Origin of the sequence: Streptomyces cellostaticus (assembly GCF_001513965.1) — a bacterium.
In the GTDB taxonomy this organism is placed as follows: Bacteria; Actinomycetota; Actinomycetes; order Streptomycetales; family Streptomycetaceae; genus Streptomyces; species Streptomyces cellostaticus.
Genome location: NZ_KQ948023.1, coordinates 200,876 through 217,538 on the forward strand (window position 1 = coordinate 200,876; position 16,663 = coordinate 217,538).

At 72.2% G+C, this 16,663-nt stretch carries 14 protein-coding genes and 1 tRNA gene; 7 read left to right on the plus strand and 8 right to left on the minus strand.

Annotated features, from left to right (window positions below):
• Nucleotides 1–79: 79 nt before the first annotated feature.
• Complete coding sequence (locus AQI88_RS19335; RefSeq protein WP_067000594.1) at nt 80–907, minus strand: hypothetical protein; 828 nt, start codon at nt 905–907, stop codon at nt 80–82.
• Between the two features lie 242 nt (nt 908–1,149).
• On the opposite strand from AQI88_RS19335, the gene AQI88_RS19340 reads away from it, so the two are divergent.
• Both AQI88_RS19340 and AQI88_RS19345 read left to right on the plus strand, forming a co-directional pair.
• Nucleotides 1,150–1,596: an ATP-binding protein gene (locus AQI88_RS19340; RefSeq protein ID WP_067000597.1), complete on the plus strand. Its 447-nt coding sequence runs from the start codon at nt 1,150–1,152 to the stop codon at nt 1,594–1,596.
• Between the two features lie 38 nt (nt 1,597–1,634).
• Nucleotides 1,635–2,213 carry a GNAT family N-acetyltransferase gene (locus AQI88_RS19345; protein ID WP_398698366.1) on the plus strand — a complete coding sequence of 193 codons (579 nt, stop codon included), beginning with the start codon at nt 1,635–1,637 and terminating at the stop codon, nt 2,211–2,213.
• A 516-nt stretch (nt 2,214–2,729) separates the two neighbouring features.
• Here AQI88_RS19345 and pdxR read toward each other — a convergent pair.
• From pdxR to AQI88_RS19360, 3 genes are all read right to left on the minus strand, one after another.
• Nucleotides 2,730–4,091: a MocR-like pyridoxine biosynthesis transcription factor PdxR gene (pdxR, locus tag AQI88_RS19350; protein ID WP_067000600.1), complete on the minus strand. Its 1,362-nt coding sequence runs from the start codon at nt 4,089–4,091 to the stop codon at nt 2,730–2,732.
• 89 nt (nt 4,092–4,180) lie between these two features.
• The gene (locus tag AQI88_RS19355) at nt 4,181–5,641 is read right to left on the minus strand and encodes an aminopeptidase P family protein (RefSeq protein ID WP_067000603.1); all 1,461 of its coding nucleotides are present in this window, start codon (nt 5,639–5,641) and stop codon (nt 4,181–4,183) included.
• A 159-nt stretch (nt 5,642–5,800) separates the two neighbouring features.
• Nucleotides 5,801–7,198, minus strand: coding sequence for a PP2C family protein-serine/threonine phosphatase (locus AQI88_RS19360; RefSeq protein WP_067000606.1), 1,398 nt, complete (start codon nt 7,196–7,198; stop codon nt 5,801–5,803).
• Between the two features lie 613 nt (nt 7,199–7,811).
• Here AQI88_RS19360 and AQI88_RS19365 point away from each other — a divergent pair.
• Together AQI88_RS19365 and AQI88_RS19370 are read left to right on the plus strand one after the other, a co-directional pair.
• On the plus strand, nt 7,812–8,477 hold the full coding sequence (locus tag AQI88_RS19365) for a bifunctional DNA primase/polymerase (protein ID WP_067000609.1): 666 nt from the start codon (nt 7,812–7,814) through the stop codon (nt 8,475–8,477).
• A gap of 56 nt (nt 8,478–8,533) precedes the next feature.
• Complete coding sequence (locus AQI88_RS19370) at nt 8,534–9,145, plus strand: hypothetical protein (protein ID WP_398698370.1); 612 nt, start codon at nt 8,534–8,536, stop codon at nt 9,143–9,145.
• 243 nt (nt 9,146–9,388) lie between these two features.
• Here AQI88_RS19370 and AQI88_RS19375 read toward each other — a convergent pair whose 3' ends face one another.
• From AQI88_RS19375 to AQI88_RS19385, 3 genes are all read right to left on the minus strand, one after another.
• Nucleotides 9,389–10,351, minus strand: coding sequence for a DUF5926 family protein (locus AQI88_RS19375; protein ID WP_067000611.1), 963 nt, complete (start codon nt 10,349–10,351; stop codon nt 9,389–9,391).
• 178 nt (nt 10,352–10,529) lie between these two features.
• Nucleotides 10,530–11,168, minus strand: coding sequence for an ATP-binding protein (locus AQI88_RS19380; RefSeq protein ID WP_079057663.1), 639 nt, complete (start codon nt 11,166–11,168; stop codon nt 10,530–10,532).
• A gap of 173 nt (nt 11,169–11,341) precedes the next feature.
• Nucleotides 11,342–12,169, minus strand: a complete 828-nt coding sequence (locus tag AQI88_RS19385; RefSeq protein ID WP_067000617.1) for a glycerophosphodiester phosphodiesterase — start codon at nt 12,167–12,169, stop codon at nt 11,342–11,344.
• 296 nt (nt 12,170–12,465) lie between these two features.
• Between AQI88_RS19385 and AQI88_RS19390 the strand changes: the two genes are divergently transcribed.
• The 3 genes from AQI88_RS19390 (at nt 12,466) to AQI88_RS19400 (ending at nt 15,621) form a co-directional block, all read left to right on the plus strand.
• The gene (locus tag AQI88_RS19390) at nt 12,466–13,935 is read left to right on the plus strand and encodes a S1C family serine protease (protein WP_067000620.1); all 1,470 of its coding nucleotides are present in this window, start codon (nt 12,466–12,468) and stop codon (nt 13,933–13,935) included.
• Nucleotides 13,936–14,269: 334 nt separating this feature from the next.
• Nucleotides 14,270–14,356: transfer RNA gene (locus AQI88_RS19395), tRNA-Ser, on the plus strand.
• A gap of 272 nt (nt 14,357–14,628) precedes the next feature.
• Complete coding sequence (locus AQI88_RS19400) at nt 14,629–15,621, plus strand: esterase/lipase family protein (RefSeq protein WP_079057674.1); 993 nt, start codon at nt 14,629–14,631, stop codon at nt 15,619–15,621.
• A 16-nt stretch (nt 15,622–15,637) separates the two neighbouring features.
• Here the strand turns inward: AQI88_RS19400 and AQI88_RS19405 are convergent, their stop codons facing one another.
• Nucleotides 15,638–16,510, minus strand: coding sequence for a bifunctional DNA primase/polymerase (locus AQI88_RS19405; RefSeq protein WP_067000623.1), 873 nt, complete (start codon nt 16,508–16,510; stop codon nt 15,638–15,640).
• Nucleotides 16,511–16,663: the final 153 nt, after the last annotated feature.

Sequence of the window (16,663 nt, forward strand, 5' to 3'; positions counted from 1 at the left end):
ACGCGCGCGTGCCGCGCGACGGCGGCCTCTCCCGTCCGGCTCTCCGTTTCCGGCTCCGGTGGAGTGTGGTCGCCTCGCGTCAGGCGGCGAGGAGGAACGCGGCGGCGGGCGGGCCGCGCCGGATCACCGTGTGCTGGAGTGCGGTGGTGTGCGGGGCGGGCACCTCGTCCCGGGCGGTACGACGGCCACGCGGGCCGGGCTCGGCCGCGGGCAGCAGCCCGGCGCACAGGGCGTGCGCCAGCGCGAGCGCCGCGCGCAGGGATCGTACGAGCGCCCCCTCGGTGACCCCGTGCGCCGACAGCTCGATCAGCCGCAGCACGGCCAGGTCGCCGCGGCGCAGCAGCCAGCCGGCGGCGACGGCCGCGAGGACGTGCCCGAGCAGCATCGGCAGGGAGGGCAGCAGCGACGCCGAGGAGCCGGTGGTGTCGCCCATGTGCTGCATGGCCGGCATGGCGCCCACGGCCCGGCCCGAGGGATCGATGAGATGCGCGTCGACCAGGAGCCGGTAGGCGTGCCCGGGGGTGAGTGCCGACGGGCTGGACCCGCACAAGAGCCGGGCGGCCCGCTCGACGAGCGCGCCGTTGCTCAGTGACGTGTCCGCCGAGCCGGTCGGCATCGCGCCCGCGACCCCGTGCTGGCCCAGCCCGAACAGCGTGTGCAGCACGGTCTGGCCGAGTGCGAGGAGGGCGGCGATGCCCGGCAGCGAGCGTGCCCGCCCGGCGAGCGGTGCCACGAGCAGCAGAGAGCCCAGGAAGCCCGCGCCGAGCGTCCACAGGGGCACGCGCGCGCAGGAGGCCAGTGTGTGCCCGGCCGCGGCCAGCACGACACAGACCGCGGCGAACACCGCGGCCCGCAGGATCCGGAGCCCGGCTCCGGGGCGCGCCGTGCGCGGGTGGGGGGCAGTCATGGCGGGCTCATCATCGCACTGGCCTTACCCGAGCCCTACGGCAGGTCACGGGATTTCGTCACGGCCGGTGATCGCCATTACGGACTGGAAGATCATCTTCCGCCGGATTTCATGCCCTCATACACCGATTCCTCCCGGGGCGCATCGCCTGAATGGGCGGAGTCACGTCAATGATGTGCTTACGGCCGCGTGCGGACGGCAATACGTAACGGTATGTCGAGCCGCAGCCAGGAGGCTGGAGCATGAGCATCTGGTGGTCACTCCATCTGCGGCGCGAGGCCGCGAGCGTCCCGCTCGCCCGCCGGCTGCTGATCGGCACGATGGAGACGGCGGGCGTCGACCCGGACGTCTCCTACGACCTGTCCGTCGCGCTCAGCGAGGCCTGCGCGAACGCCGTCGAGCACGGCGGGGGCGCCGCGCTCGGAGGCCGGTCGGAGGCCTATCGGGTGACCGCGTATCTCGACGGCGAGAAGTGCCGGATCGAAGTGGCCGACGCGGGGCCCGGATTCACCCGCCCCCAGGACATCCGGCCCGCCCGCGCGGACGCGGAGCACGGCCGCGGGCTCTGTCTGATCAGGGAACTCGCCGATCACGTCCACATCGGCGCAAAACCGGGCCGGGGCGGGACGGTGGTGAGCTTCGACAAGATTCTCAAGTGGAAGAAAGATCCTTCCCTGCTTACGGCATGACGGCCCTTTTGATGAGCCCGCGCCGTTAGGGTGCGCGCATGCATACCGACCGCATGGAAATGGAAGCCGAGAAAATAGCGGGCGGCGTGATCCTGCGCCCTCTCGCACCGGACGACGCTTTCACGCTCGCCTCCGCCTATAGGCGGAACCGGAAACATCTGGAACCGTGGGAGCCGGTCAGACCGGATTCCTTCTTCACCGCCGAGGGCCAGGCGGAGCGCATCGACGGGCTGCTGCGGCAGGCCGCCGAGGGTGCCGTGATGCCGTGGGTGTTCGAGGCTCCGGACGGGCGGATCGTGGGGGCGATCACCTTGTCCGGGATTTCCCGCGGGCCTTTCTGCAGCTCGTATCTCGGGTACTGGGTCGCCGCCGACCAACAGAACAGGGGGCTGGCCAGCGCCGCCGTGGAGCAGGTCTGCCGTACCGCCCGGGACGGGATGGGACTGCACCGGATCGAGGCGTCCACGCTGACCGAGAACACCGGTTCGCAGCGGGTGCTTCAGAAATGCGGTTTCGAACCGATCGGGCTCGCCCCGAATTACCTGCACATCAACGGGAAATGGCGGGACTGCCGACTCTTCCAGCGGGTGCTGCACGACCACGCCCCGATGCCGTGAGGATGCCTTTCCGGCCTTCTTCTCGGGGACCTCGTCCTTCACAGTGTTTTGCCGGTAACGCCCATCGGACCGACAAGCGGCGTTCCTCACTTCCTCGGCCATGACGGGAAAACACAGAAACACCTCGATCACCCGGCACCGGGCCCTCGCGGTGACCGGCGGCGCGGTCACGGCCGGCGGCCTGGCGGTCGCCGGCCACCTCGATGACCCTGCGGGCGGCACTCGGCGCGATCGGCCGCTGCACCGAGCACACCCTGACCCCCGTGGGCGGCGGAGGGCTGCCGCCGCCATCGCGCGGGCCGCCACCGGCAGCGGGCGCCGTGGCCCTTGTCGCGTTCGACGCCGGCCTGCACGCGCGTGCGTGGAGTCCCCCGGGGCAGTGCGGGTCTGCTTGCGGGGCGCTGTTTCCGGATGCGTTGCCGGTCAGGGTGCGAGCACTGGCTGTGTGACTGTCCCGGGGGCACGGTCGGCGGTCCGGCAGGCGGCCCGCCACATCGCGCGGGCCGCCACCGGGTATCAGTCCAGCACCTTCGCCAGCACCTCCAGTGCCTCCGGGTACAGCCGTTCCCGGGGGGTGCCGTAGCCGACGACCAGGCCCTGTGGCCGGGCCTCGTCGGGTGTGTGCCAGTGGTCGCCGAGGGCGCCGAGCGCGAGCCCCTCTGCCTCGGCGCGGGCCAGGGCCTCGGCCTCGTCGGGCACGTCGATCAGCGCGTGCAGCCCGGCCGCGATGCCGCGTACGCTCCGCCGCGCCCCGAGCCGGTCCAGCAGCTGGTCCCGGCGGCGCCGGTAACGCAGCCGGCACGCGCGCACATGCCGGTCGTAGGCGTGGCTGTCGATCAGCTCGGCGAGCGCCAGCTGGCCGATGGTCTCGGTGTGGTGGTCGCTGTGCAGCTTGGCGTCGGCGACCGCGTCGACCAGGTGCGGCGGCAGCACCATCCAGCCGAGCCGCAGCGCGGGGCCGAGGGTCTTGGAGGCGGTGCCCAGGTAGACGACCTGGCCCGGGGCCATGCCCTGCAACGCGCCGACGGGCTGGCGGTCGTAGCGGAACTCGCCGTCGTAGTCGTCCTCGACGATGAGCCCGTCACGCGCGCGTGCCCAGTCGGTGAGCGCGCGGCGCCGCTCGGGGTGCAGGGTCACACCGGTCGGGTACTGGTGGGCCGGGGTGACCACCACGGCGGCCGCCTCGCCCAGCTCCCCGGCACGGACCCCGCGCTCGTCCACCCGCACCGGCAGCACGGTCCCGCCGTTGCGCCGCACCACCTCCCGGTGGAAGGGCAGCCCGGGGTCCTCCATGGCGAGACAGGCACCGTCCAGCACGCGCGTGAGGAGCGCGAGTCCCTGGACATAGCCGGAGGTGATCACGATCCGTTCGGGTGGCGCGAGCACGCCGCGCGCCCGCCCCAGGTAGCCCGAGAGCGCGGTGCGCAGTTCGATCCGGCCGCGCGGGTCGCCGTAGTCGTACGCCAGCGAGGGCGCCGTCGCGATGGCGCGGCGCAGCGCGCGCAGCCAGGCCGCCGCGGGGAACGCGCCCACGTCGGGGCTGCCGGGCCGCAGGTCGAAACGCGGCGCACGCGCGCGTGCGTGTGCCTGCGGCGCCTCGGAGTCCACGGAGGGCAGCGAGGCGACCCGGGTGCCCGAACCCTGCCGCGCCATCAGGTATCCCTCGGCGACCAGTTGGTCGTAGGCCGCCTTGGCCGTTCCTCGCGAGATGCCGAGTTCGGTGGCGAGCCGCCGGGTGGCCGGAAGCTGTGTCCCGGGCGTCAGCCGTCCGTCCCGTACGGCGTCCCGGAGCGCCTTCTCCAGTCCCGCTCTTCGCCCCGCTGCCGCCTCGGGCTCCACATGCAGGTCGACACCGATTCCGGACCAGAAGTCGTCCACGATCCCCCCAACGTGAGCGCGACCGGCCACGAACCACCGGCACACGAAATGGCCGGGTACCCACCGGTACCCGGCCATTCAGTCTGACGTCAGCTCTTCAGAGACGCCATCCATTCCTCAACCTCGGCCGACCGCCGGGGCAGCGCAGCGGAAAGGTTCCGGTTGCCGTCCTCCGTGACGAGGATGTCGTCCTCGATGCGGACGCCGATGCCCCGGTACTCCTCGGGAACCGTCAGGTCGTCGGCCTGGAAGTACAGGCCCGGCTCGACGGTGAGCACCATGCCGGGCTCCAGCGTGCCGTCCACGTACGTCTCGGTCCGCGCGGCCGCGCAGTCGTGGACGTCCATGCCGAGCATGTGGCCGGTGCCGTGCAGGGTCCAGCGGCGCTGCAGGCCCAGCTCCAGGACCCGCTCGACCGGGCCTTCGACCAGGCCCCACTCGACGAGCTTCTCGGCGAGCACGCGCTGGGCGGCGTCGTGGAAGTCGCGGTACTTGGCGCCCGGCTTGACGGCCGCGATACCGGCTTCCTGGGCCTCGTACACCGCGTCGTAGATCTTCTTCTGGATCTCGCTGTACGTGCCGTTGACCGGCAGCGTGCGCGTGACGTCCGCGGTGTACAGCGTGTGCGTCTCCACGCCCGCGTCGAGCAGGAGCAGGTCGCCGGAGCGGACCGGGCCGTCGTTGCGCACCCAGTGCAGCGTGCAGGCGTGCGGGCCGGACGCGCAGATGGAGCCGTAGCCGACGTCGTTGCCCTCCACGCGCGCGCGGAGGAAGAACGTTCCCTCGATGTAGCGCTCGCTCGTCGCCTCGGCCTTGTCGAGGACCTTCACGACGTCCTCGAAGCCGCGCGCCGTCGAGTCGCAGGCCTTCTGCAGCTCGCCGATCTCGAACTCGTCCTTGACCAGCCGCATCTCGGAGAGGAAGACGCGCAGTTCCTCGTCGCGCTCGGCGGTGACCTTGTCGGTCAGCGCCGCCTGGATGCCGGCGTCGTAGCCGCGCACCACGCGGACCGGGCCGGTGGCCTCCTTCAGCTTCTCCGGCAGCTCGCGCACGTCGGAGGCCGGGATGCCGTACAGCTGCTCGGCCTCGGTGAGGGAGTGGCGGCGGCCGACCCACAGCTCGCCCTGGCCGGAGAGCCAGAACTCGCCGTTCTCGCGGTCGGAGCGCGGCAGGAGGTAGATCGTCTCCTTGTGGCCGTCCGCGGTGGGCTCCAGGACGAGGACGCCGTCCTCGGTCTGGTTGCCGGTGAGGTACGTGTACTCGACCGACGACCGGAAGGAGTACTCGGTGTCGTTCGAGCGGGTCTTCAGGTTGCCCGCGGGGACGACGAGGCGCTCGCCCGGAAAGCGTGCGGAGAGTGCGGCGCGGCGGCGGGCGGTCTCGGCGGCCTGCGCGATCGGCTGCAGGTCATGCAGTTCCGTGTCGGCCCAGCCGGACTTCATGTTCTCGGCCAGCTCGTCGGAGACGCCCGGGTACAGGCCGTTCTTCCGCTGCTTGACGGGCTCCTCGGACTCAGTCTCCGGGGTCTCCGGGTTGAGTTCGTCGGACACGTGATCCTCCTCCGTACGGCATGTGATCTCCCCCGGGCCCACGGCGCTCGTGACTGTGCCCGAGCAGGGGACCCCCATCATCGTACGGTCGTACCGGGGTACGCCCCGGGTCGGATGACCTGTTATGCCCGCTCATGCCAGAGGGCTGCGCGAAGGCTCTCAGTCGAAGCGGGCCGCCAGCAGCACCACGTCCTCCTTGCTGTCCGCCGTGTCCAGGCCCTCCGGCAGCACGGTGCGCAGCACGTGGTCGGCGACGGCCCCGGGGTCGCGGCGCAGGGTGCGCGGGATGCTCGCGGCGGCCGCGTGCAGCCGGGCGAAGGCGCGGTCCATCGGGTCGCCGGTACGGTGCAGCAGCCCGTCGGTGTAGAGCAGGACGGTCTCTCCGGCCTCCGCCTGGATCTCCACGCTGGGCGCCTCCCAGCAGGCGAGCATGCCGAGCGGCGCGGAGACGGAGGTCTCGGCGAACTCGGTGCGCCGCTCGCCGATCAGCAGCGGCGGGCTGTGCCCGGCGCCGGCCAGGGTGACCTTGCGCAGGGCGGGTTCGCAGTAGGCGAACAGGGCGGTGGCCGAGCGGGCGGGCTCGGTCAGCCGCAGCAGCAGTTCCAGGTCGGACAGGACGGCGACCGGGTCCTCGCCCTCCATCACGGCGTAGGCCCGCAGGGAGGCGCGCAGCCGGCCCATGGCGGCCACCGCGCTGGGGCCGGAGCCGGTGACCGAGCCGACCGAGAGTCCGAGAGCGGCATCGGGCAGCGGCAGCGCGTCGTACCAGTCGCCGCCGCCGCGCGGGCCGGTGCGGTGCCGGGCGGCGAGCTGGATACCGGCCACCCGCGGCAGCCGGGAGGGGAGCAGTTCCTCGGCGATGGTCGCCACGCACGCGCGCGTGCGCTCGACTTCCAGCAGCCGTGCGAGGTGTTCGGCGGCGTGGCGGACGTACAGGCCGACGAGGTGGCGGCGGCGCTCGTCCGGTTCGGCGGGCTCGTCGTACAGCCACACGGCGGCGCCGAGTCGGCCGGCGGACTCGGTGGACAGGGGGAGGGCGTAACTGGCGGCGTAGCCGAGGCGGGCGGCGACCTCGCGGTGGCGGGGGTCGAGGCCGTCCTCGGCGAGCAGGTCGGCGTGCACGATCTCGGTGCCTGCGCCGGCGTCGAGGAGGGCGCCGTAGGGAAGGGAGCCGCGCGGCACGGTCTCGATGTGGCCGAGGTCGGCGCGGCCGAGGCCGAGGCCGATGGTGGTGCCGTGGCCGAGTCCGTCGCCGGGTTCCAGGACGACGAGGCCGCGGCGGGCGCCGACGAGGGCGGATCCGGCGCGCAGCAGCTCCTGGAGGGCGGGCTCGAGCGCGTCCGTGCGGGACAGGCGTTCGGTGAGCTCGTGGAGGGTCGTGAGGTCCGAGACCCAGCCGGCCAGCCGGTCCTGGAGCAGGGTCCCGGGGGCGGGGCCGGTGGGGGCGGGGAGGGCGGGAGCGGCGTCCGGGGCGGGGGGTGCGGACGCGACAGTGTGTGCGGGCGTGGGGACCGTTGGATCGATTCCAGCCACTTTCGGAGGGTGCGGGGCGTTCATGGCGTCCGGCCTTCAGACCGGTGCGTATTGCTCAGAAGCATCGCAAACCCCCATGTCATTCTGCGCCGCTAGCGGTGTCTCCACATGTACACGCACTCGTGAGGGGATGTCCAGCATTGTCCTGCCGGGATTCCTGGTGTCCATGGGTCTGATGTGGGTTTCTTTCGAAACCCTTGCCTTACTGCCAAGTTGGCTTAAAACTGCCTCGGGGATCGGTTGATTGCGGTCGACTGGCCTTGCTCCACGGAGCGTCACAGCGGTCGTGATGGGTACGTACTCGGAGAAGGCCAGGGGTGGTTGGGGGCCACCCGGAACCTGGCGACGGACCCGGGCGTCATAGCCACCGACGGCCGAGCCCCATCCTCCCGTGGCGGAGGCGAAGAGAAATACGCGCGACGGCAAAACGCCATACTTCGCCACCCCCGCGCCGCAGCCCGTGCTTTTGATGGACGCACTATGGACGCGGACGCGGCCAATGCTCGACCCCCTGGGGTTCCCCCTGCCGTACGCAGGGGTGTGATGCGCCAACAGGTACGCACAGTGAAGTGATCGACACATGGTGTGATGTGGTCCACGGTGTTGCCAGCGGTGCAACGGAAAGGAACGAGCGCTCATGCGCGAGATCCTCAAAAGGCGACGCAGGCTCCTGTCCAGGCGGAACGCCGGGCGGCCTGAGCTGATCAGCGCGGCCCTGGCCTTCGCGACGCAATGGCAGTGGCCCGTACTCCCGGGCGTGGCCCCGGACCCGCAGGGCCGGGCCCGCTGCGGCTGCCCCGACCCGGAGTGCACGGTGCCCGGTGCACACCCGTTCGACCCCGGTCTGCTCGCGGCCACCACCGATGCGCGCATGGTGCGCTGGTGGTGGACCAACCGGCCGGCCGCGCCGATCATCCTCGCCACCGGCGGCAGTGCGCCCTGCGCGGTCAGCCTGCCGGCGCCCGCCGCGGCCCACGCCCTCGACCTGCTCGACCGGCGGGGCATGCGCCTCGGCCCGGTCATCGCCTCGCCGACCCGCTGGGCGGTGCTCGTCAGGCCGTACTCCATGGAACAGCTGGGCGAACTGCTGTACGCCAAGGACTTCGTACCCGGCTCGCTGCGCTTCCACGGTGAGGGCGGCTATGTCGCCCTGCCCCCGTCCGAGACCGGCCAGGGTGCCGTCCGCTGGGAGCGCGCACCGCTGCCCGGCTCGGCCTCACCCTGGGTGCCCGACGTGGAGGCGGTGGTGGACGCCGTGGTGGACGCCCTCACTCGTACGGGTGTGAGCGCGCCCGAGTTGTAGGGGTGTCCGGCGCGGGGGAGCCTTTTTGCCCGCCTGCGGTCGTTATCTTCCGCTACATGCTGCGTAATTCTGGGGGTCACGGCGCTCGGTCGTCGCACCGCGGCGGGCCGGACCCCCGCAGGCTTCGTCTGCTTGCCCTCGTGGGCGTCGTGGCGGCCGCGGTGGCGCTGCCGCTGGCCGTGGCGTCCGCGGGGCAGGTGGGCGATGTGCCGGCGCCACCGGGAGGAGGCGGCCGGAGCGCCGTCACCGCGTCCCCCGACGACGCCAAACTGCCCTCCGTCGCCCCTTCCCGCTCCCCCCTGCTGCTCGGGCTGGGCCTGGCCACCGCCGCCCGCTGCGGGCCCGATCTCTCCTCCCCGGACGGGATCGAGGCGCAGACCTGTGTGCTGACCCAGGGCGAGGACACCTGGGCGCGCACCTACTACCGCAACGCCACCGGCGCGGCCGTGGACACCGTGCTGAGCCTGATGGGGCCGGGCGGCCGGACCGTGGAGACGCGCTGTGCCACGGGCGCCGACGACGAGCCCGCCACCTGCGAGACGCCCCGCGAGCGCACCCGGGGCTCGCTGGACGCCTACACGGCCGTCACCGAGTTCGCCGCGCGCGGGGCCGAGGGGCGGCTGCTGCTGCGCTCGGCGAGCAACTCCGGGAAACCGAACGGGAGTTGACGCTCCGCGGGGCGGTGTACACCGTAGGCGGGCATGGAAAGACCCGGTTGCTGGCGACGGGGGATGCACCAGCAACCGGGCTACTGGAACGGTAACAAGAGATCGGCGGTTCGCAAATTCGATCTCGGCTATTCGGACACCGATTTCCCTGTAGAGGCGGGGAGTTGTGACGGGAGTCACGCGTTCCGGTGCCCTCGCCACGGCTGACCGGTCGGTCAGCCGTGACGAGGGCGCGAGAGTGCCTCAGTTGAGCGTGACCTGCCGGTTGGTCAGTCCGCCGCGCGCCCGGCGCTCGTCGGCCGTGAGCGGCTCCTCGGCGGCGAGGGCGGTGGCGAGCCGCTCGGCGAACTCGGCGGCCGGCTTCTCCACGTCCTCGGCCGTGACGCCGCTCGGCAGGTCCCAGACCGGCACCATGAGGCCGTGAGCACGGAAGGAGCCCACCAGCCGGGTGCCCTCGCCGAGCCCGGCGCGGCCCGCCGCGTGCAGCCGGGCGAGAGCGTCCAGAAGCCGCTCCTCGGGGTACGGCATGACCCAGCGCAGGTGGTTCTTCTCCGGGGTCTCGCACCAGTACGCGGCGTCCACGCCGGACAGCTTCACGGTCGGGATGGCGGCGGCGTTGGCCCGCTCCAGGGACGCGGCCACCTCAGGGGTGGCGTTCTCCGGGTCCGGCACCCAGAACTCGAAGCCGCTGTGCACAACTGGCTCGAACGCGCCTTCCGGGTCGAGCAGGTCTTGCAGGCGCGGACCGTCGGCGGGGGCGCGGCGGCCCACCACCGGAGTGCCGGGCTCGACCGCCAGCGCGCGCTGGAGGGTGTCGGCGAGGTCGCGGCTGATGTCGCCGGAGGGCGTGTCGTTCTGCAGGCCGAGCAGCACCGAGCCGTCGTCGCGGCGCAGTGCGGGCCAGGCCATCGGCAGCACCGTGGCGAGCGTGACCGACGGGACGCCCTCGGGCAGGCCGCCCTTGAGGGGCAGCTCGACCGTCGCGGCCGGCACCAGCTCGCGCAGCGCCACCCAGTCGCCCTCGCCCGGCAGCCCCTCGAACGGGCGCTGCACCAGCTCGGTCACGGCATGTGCGGCGGCCCGGCCGTGGCACGCCTTGTAGCGCCGGCCGCTGCCGCAGGGGCAGGGCTCGCGGGCGCCGACAACCGGGATCTCTCCGTCCGTGATCTGTGGCTTGGCCTTCGTCTGGGGTCGCTTCTTGGCCATCGTGGGGTCTCCCGGTTACGGCTTGTCTCGTACGGGCGGGAGCCTAGCCGTTCGCGCCACGACGGACGGGAACCTGTGGACAACGGACACGCGGGCGGCGCCGACGGGGTGAACGTGTGGACAACTCCCGTGCCCCCGCCCGGCTCAGGCCGGCCGAGGCCTCGTGTCCCCGCCGCGCTCAGTCCAGGTCGTCGAACGCGTCCGCGAAGTCCAGCTCGGCCATGGCCGGAACCGTCGAGGAGGTGACGCGCGTAGCGAAATCGGCGCGGCGGCACCCGGCATCCGGATCGTGCACGTCCTCGTGGACCACGACCCAGACCGTGACCTCGCCCCGGGTCTCGTCCCGGACACCCCAGTCGTCGGCGAGGGCCGTGATGATGTTCAGCCCGCGGCCGCCGTGCGCGGTGACCGACGGGGTCGCCGGAGCCGGGCGGGTCGGGCCGCCGCCGTCCGTCACCTCCACGATGAGCCGCCCGCGCGCGTCCACCCGCCAGGCCGCCCGCACATCGCCGTCCCCGGCCGGAGCGTCGCCCAGGGGCCGCCCGTGTTTGCAGGCATTGCTCAAGAGTTCGGAAAGGATCAGCACGGCATCGTCGATGACCGGTTCTGATACGCCGCCACTGCGCAGCTGCGACCGCATCCGGTGCCTAGCCTTGCCCACGCCCGCAGGGCCATGGGGTACGGCCATGCTCGACGACGTGGGCACCTCCTGTGCCACCACCAACGCCACCCCCGAGACCTCCTTTGCCCCACGCCACGGTGTGGATGCCCCATTGGCCTGTACCGGAAACCGGCCAATCCTCTTCCGGGGACGCATTCGCCATGACCGAACACGGACCGAACGCGCCGGAGCACTCCCTGTGACGGGCCTGTCGTCGTGTGGCTGGATTTCAATGGTGTGGCCGAGAGTGGAGGATGCTCGAGCCCGGCGGCCGGGTCAAGAGGTGAGGACCGGTCCTTACCCGGCTCTTGGGCTCCGCTCTCCCGTGCTCAGCGGCCCAGCTGTCGCAGCACCGCGCGCGGACGGTTGGTGATGAGGGCGTCGACGCCCAGCTCGACACAGAGGTCCACGTCCTCGGGCTCGTTCACGGTCCAGACGTGGACCTGGTGACCGGCGCGTTTCAGCCGCTCCACGTACGCGGGGTGGTTGCGCACGATGCGGATCGAGGGGCCCGCGATCCGTACCCCCGCGGGCAGCCGTCCGTCGCGCAGCCGGGGCGAGACGAACTGCATCAGATAGACCGTCGGCATCGTCGGCGCGGCGGCACACACGCGGTGCAGCGAGCGCGCCGAGAAGCTCATGATCCGTACCGGCGAGGCGGCGGCGGAGGCCGGGGAGTCCAGCCCGAACCGCTTCAGCAGGAGCAGCAGCCGCTCCTCCACCTGCCCCGCCCAGCGCGTGGGGTGCTTGGTCTCGATGGCCAGTTCCACCCGCCGTCCGGCGTCCGCGACCAGCTCCAGCAGTCGCTCCAGGGTGAGGACGGAGGTCTCCTCGCGGTCCTCGGGCCGGTGCTCCCAGTCGGGCTCCTCGTCGCGTCCGCGCCAGGCCTCGCGCGTCTTCCAGGAGCCGAAGTCCAGGGTGGCGAGCTCGGCCAGTTCCAGGGCGGAGACGGCCCCGCGGCCGTTGGAGGTGCGGTTGACCCGCCGGTCGTGGACGCAGACCAGATGGCCGTCGGCGGTCAGTCGTACGTCGCACTCCAGGGCGTCCGCTCCGTCTTCGATGGCCTTCTTGTAAGCGGCCAGGGTGTGTTCGGGTGCGTCCTCGGAGGCCCCCCGGTGGGCGACGACCTGGAGGGGGTGCTGTGGTGCGTGGGTCACCGCGTCATGGTGCCACCGACGCGGGGTACACGGGGCGGCGCAGGCGCATCCGGGCAGCGAACGGGGGCGTGCACCCTGCTGGTTTATATAACTTTTGCCGGAAAAATCCCATATAAAGAATCGCCCTGGACCCACAGCCACCGCTTATGGTGCTCTGACGGCCCGTGGGAAAAACTGACTGCATACAAGCACGACACTGGACCATGCACAGCTGCTTCGCGCCGGACCGACGACAGCGTGAACGAGCGTGACCGAGTGCGACCCAGGACAACAGCCGTGGATCGAGGAGAAGAGCTGTGAGCACCGAGAACGAGGGCAACGCGGTACCCCCGGCGCCGTCCGTACCTCCCGTGCCGGTGGCATCTCCCGCTGCTGACCCGCAGGGCTCCGCGCCCGACGGGAACGCACCGACGGCTCCGCTCCCGCCCGTGCCCCCTGGCACCCCGGATGCGCCCGAGCAGGGCACCGCGCAGGCCCAGCAGGGCCCGTCCGACGGATACCGGCCCCCGGCCGGTCACCCCGGCCCCGCCCCGGACGGCTCCTGGCCGCCCCCGCCCCCGGCCACGCCCTCCTACGGCGACGGCGGCCCCGGCGGCCCGGGCGCCGGCTGGGGCGCGTCGTACCAGCAGCCCGCCCCCAAGCCCCGCAGCGGTCGCGGCGGGCTGGTCGCGGCGGTCCTGGTGGCCGCGCTGGTAGCGGGCGGCCTGGGTGGCGGCCTCGGCTACACCCTGGCCAAGGACAACGACAACCACAGCTCCACCACCGTCTCCGCCTCCGACAGCAGCGCCGCGCAGGTCAAGCGCGCCCCCGGCACGATCGCGGGTGTGGCCGCCAATGCGCTGCCGAGCACGGTCACCATCGAGGCGGAGAGCAGCAACGGCGAGGGCGGCACGGGCACCGGATTCGTCTTCGACAAGCAGGGCCACATCGTCACCAACAACCACGTGGTGGCGGACGCGGTGGACGGCGGCAAGCTCACGGCCACCTTCCCGAACGGGAAGAAGTACAACGCGGAGATCGTCGGCCACGCCCAGGGCTACGACGTCGCCGTCATCAAGCTCAAGGATGCGCCCTCCGACCTCAAGCCGCTCGCCCTCGGCGACTCCGACAAGGTGGCCGTCGGCGACGAGACCATCGCCATCGGCGCCCCCTTCGGCCTGTCCAACACGGTCACCACGGGCATCATCAGCGCCAAGAACCGACCGGTGGCCTCCAGCGACGGCAGCTCCGGCAGCAAGGCGTCCTACATGAGCGCCCTGCAGACCGACGCGTCGATCAACCCCGGCAACTCCGGCGGCCCGCTGCTGGACGCCTCGGGCGCGGTCATCGGCATCAACTCGGCGATCCAGTCCAGCGGAAGCGGCGGATTCGGCTCGGGCCAGTCCGGTTCGGTCGGCCTCGGCTTCGCGATCCCGATCAACCAGGCCAAGTACGTCGCCCAGCAGCTGATCAAGACCGGCAAGCCGGTGTACGCCAAGATCGGCGCGTCCGTCTCCCTGGAGGACTCCACCGGCGGCGCGAAGATCACCGACCAGGGCACGGGCGGCGCCGCCGCGGTCGAGTCGGGCGGCCCGGCCGACAAGGCCGGCCTCAAGCCCGGGGACGTCATCATCAAGCTCGACAACAACGTGATCGACAGCGGACCGACCCTGATCGGCGAGATCTGGACCCACAAGCCCGGCGACAAGGTTGCGATCACCTACCAGCGGGGCGGCCAGGAGCACACGGTGGACCTCACGCTGGCGGCGCGGTCCGGCGACAACTGACGCACCGGCGACACGGAAAAGGGGCGCCTCTCGGGGAGAGGCGCCCCTTCCTTGTGGAGCCTCGTTCCCTGGGGGACCTCGCGGCCGGTCTCCGGCGACACAGACGCCCATGGCGGACAGCACGATCTGCCACTGCGCCACCGGACGGTACGGCGGTCCCGGGGCTCCCGTAGACCGGCCACCGGCCCCGGCGGGCCCAGGAGTTGAACCGTTGTGCCCCCTCCGCATCGACCGGGGCGGGCCCCGTCGGTGGGACCAGTGACGGCCACGCCCCCACGATCCGGCGGCGGGCCGGTAATCTGTACCCGCGCCGCCGGTCTCCGGCGGGATGCGGGGAGGCGTGCCCGAGCGGCCGAAGGGAACGGTCTTGAAAACCGTCGTGGCAGCGATGTCACCGTGGGTTCAAATCCCACCGCCTCCGCACAGGTCGTAAGCCTTGCAGGTCAGAAGGGGTGTCTCTCATGAGAGGCGCCCCTTTTCCCTGCGCGGGGTCATCTGCGGCGAAAACGCGGTTCGCCCGCTCGGCCCCTGACTCTCCCCCTCCGGTGGTGGGGTGATCCGCCCACCTGGCTGACCGCGTGTGTGCCGAACGGGCGCACGTGGCGCGCCGTGCGTGAACGCGGCGTGGTGGCTGTCGAAGCTGGGGCCGCTCCAAGCCCCCCGACGACCCGTCACCAGGAGGTGCGCACCACGATGCGCCGATTCCTCAAGGCCGCAGTCACTGCCCTGGCCGCGGCGGCCTGCCTGACCGCCACCGTCCCCGCCGCCTCCGCGGCCCCCGCGCCGCGGCATGCTGCGGCCGGGACCTCGCCCGCGCCGCCCGCCGCCCCGCTCGGCAGTCTGGGGCTGGTCGACGGAGCCCCGGCCGTGCTCGCCTCGGCCTTGGACCCCGACCGTTCCCCTGCCGGGGCCAACGACTTCACCTGCAAGCCCTCGGCCGCCCACCCCTACCCGGTGGTGCTGATCCACGGCACCTTCGCCAACGCCTTCGCCAACTGGAGCGGGCTCGCCCCGGTGCTGAAGAACGCGGGTTACTGCGTCTTCGCCCTCAACTACGGCGAGGCCAAACCCCACGCCCCGATCAAGGCGGTCGGCCCGATCCCGGCCTCGGCCAAGGAACTGGCCGCCTACGTCGACAAGGTGCTGGCCGCCACGGGCGCCTCGAAGGTCGACCTGGTGGGCCACTCCCAGGGCGGCGGGCTGATGCCCCAGTGGTACCTGCGCTTCGACGGCGGCGCCGCGAAGGTGCACCAGCTGGTGGGCATCAGTCCCAGCAGCCACGGCACCACCGCAAGCGGCCTGATCCATCTCGGCGATGGGCTGCTGGACGTGGCGGGGCACGCAGGCAAGCCGTTCGGCCTGGACAGCCCCGCGGCCAAGGACCAGACGATCGGCTCCCCGGTGATCCAGCAGCTCTACGCCAAGGGCGACACCGAACCCGGTGTCACCTACACCAACATCGTCACCAAAACGGACGTCGTCGTCACCCCGTACACCAACCAGTTCCTCACCGCCGGACCCGGCGCGACCGTGCACAACATCCTGTTGCAGGACGTCTGCCCGCTGGACCTCACCGGTCACGCGGGCGGGGCGTACGACCCGAACGACTACCGGCTGGTGCTGAACGCCCTCGACCCCGCACACACCGAACCGGTGCGCTGCGTACCCATGCCGCTTCCAGTGTGACCCCGCGGCCCGCACCTCACGGCCGGTGTCCCGTCATCCGTGCCGCCGACGCGATCGTCGCCCGGGCCTCGTGTTCGGTCAGGCCGGTGTCGAGGGCCGCCTCGATCAGCGGGGTGAGCAGGGCGGGGCCGAGGCCGTTCTCGTAGGCGCGGCAGGCCGCCCAGAAGAGGCGGGTGTTGCGCTGGCCCTCGTGGGCGGTCAGGACGAACTGGACCAGCCCGCGCCCGTGGTCGCCGGTGGGCGGCGGCCCCGGGCGCGCGGGGCGGGGCGGGGGCAGGAGCAGACGCAGCAGGGCCGGTGGGCAGGCGGCGGGAGCCAGGTGTGCGGTGCCGGGCGCGGCGGCGTACACGCCGTGTTCGGTGCGGGAGCCGGGGCCCACGAGGTAGCCGCCGGCGCCCCGGATGTCGATGCCGGGGGCGAGCCGACCGGCCGAGTTGGGGACGACGACGTCCGGTGGGCCGGTCAGCCACAGGTGGCGGCCGCCGCTCGGGGTGAGGACGACGACCGTCTCGGGGATCGTGAACAGATGCCGCAGGGCCAGTTCGCGCAGGGCGGCCGAGGAGTCCGTGCCGCACTTGGTGTCCAGGTCGACGCCGATCAGGTGGTGCGGGGGCAGCCCGCAGGCGATGCCGTAGCCGGTGGCCCAGGGCGCGGCGGCGAACAGCTCGCGGATGCGCACCGGGTCGGTGGAGGCGTCGTACACGCCGTGGCCGAAGCGGCCGCAGGCGCCGTGACAGGGCGGCCCCTCCGGTTCCGGGTCGTCGCGGTGCGGGGAGCGCAGGGCCGGGAGTTTCGTCCGGGACAGGGGGATGACGGCCAGTCCGCGTTCGGCGGCTGACAGGGCGTGTGCGAGGGCCAGCGTCGTGGCCTGCCGGTCGGTGGTGGCCATGCCTCCATGTTCGTACGTATGTTCGAAAAAGGGAAGAGGGGCCGATGGCGCCGCGCAGGCGGTCTCCGGTGTACGGGTACCGCATCGGCGACCTTGACACCCACCGCTATCTGACGGACAGTCAGAAACCGTCCTGTCAGGTACGCAAGGCCG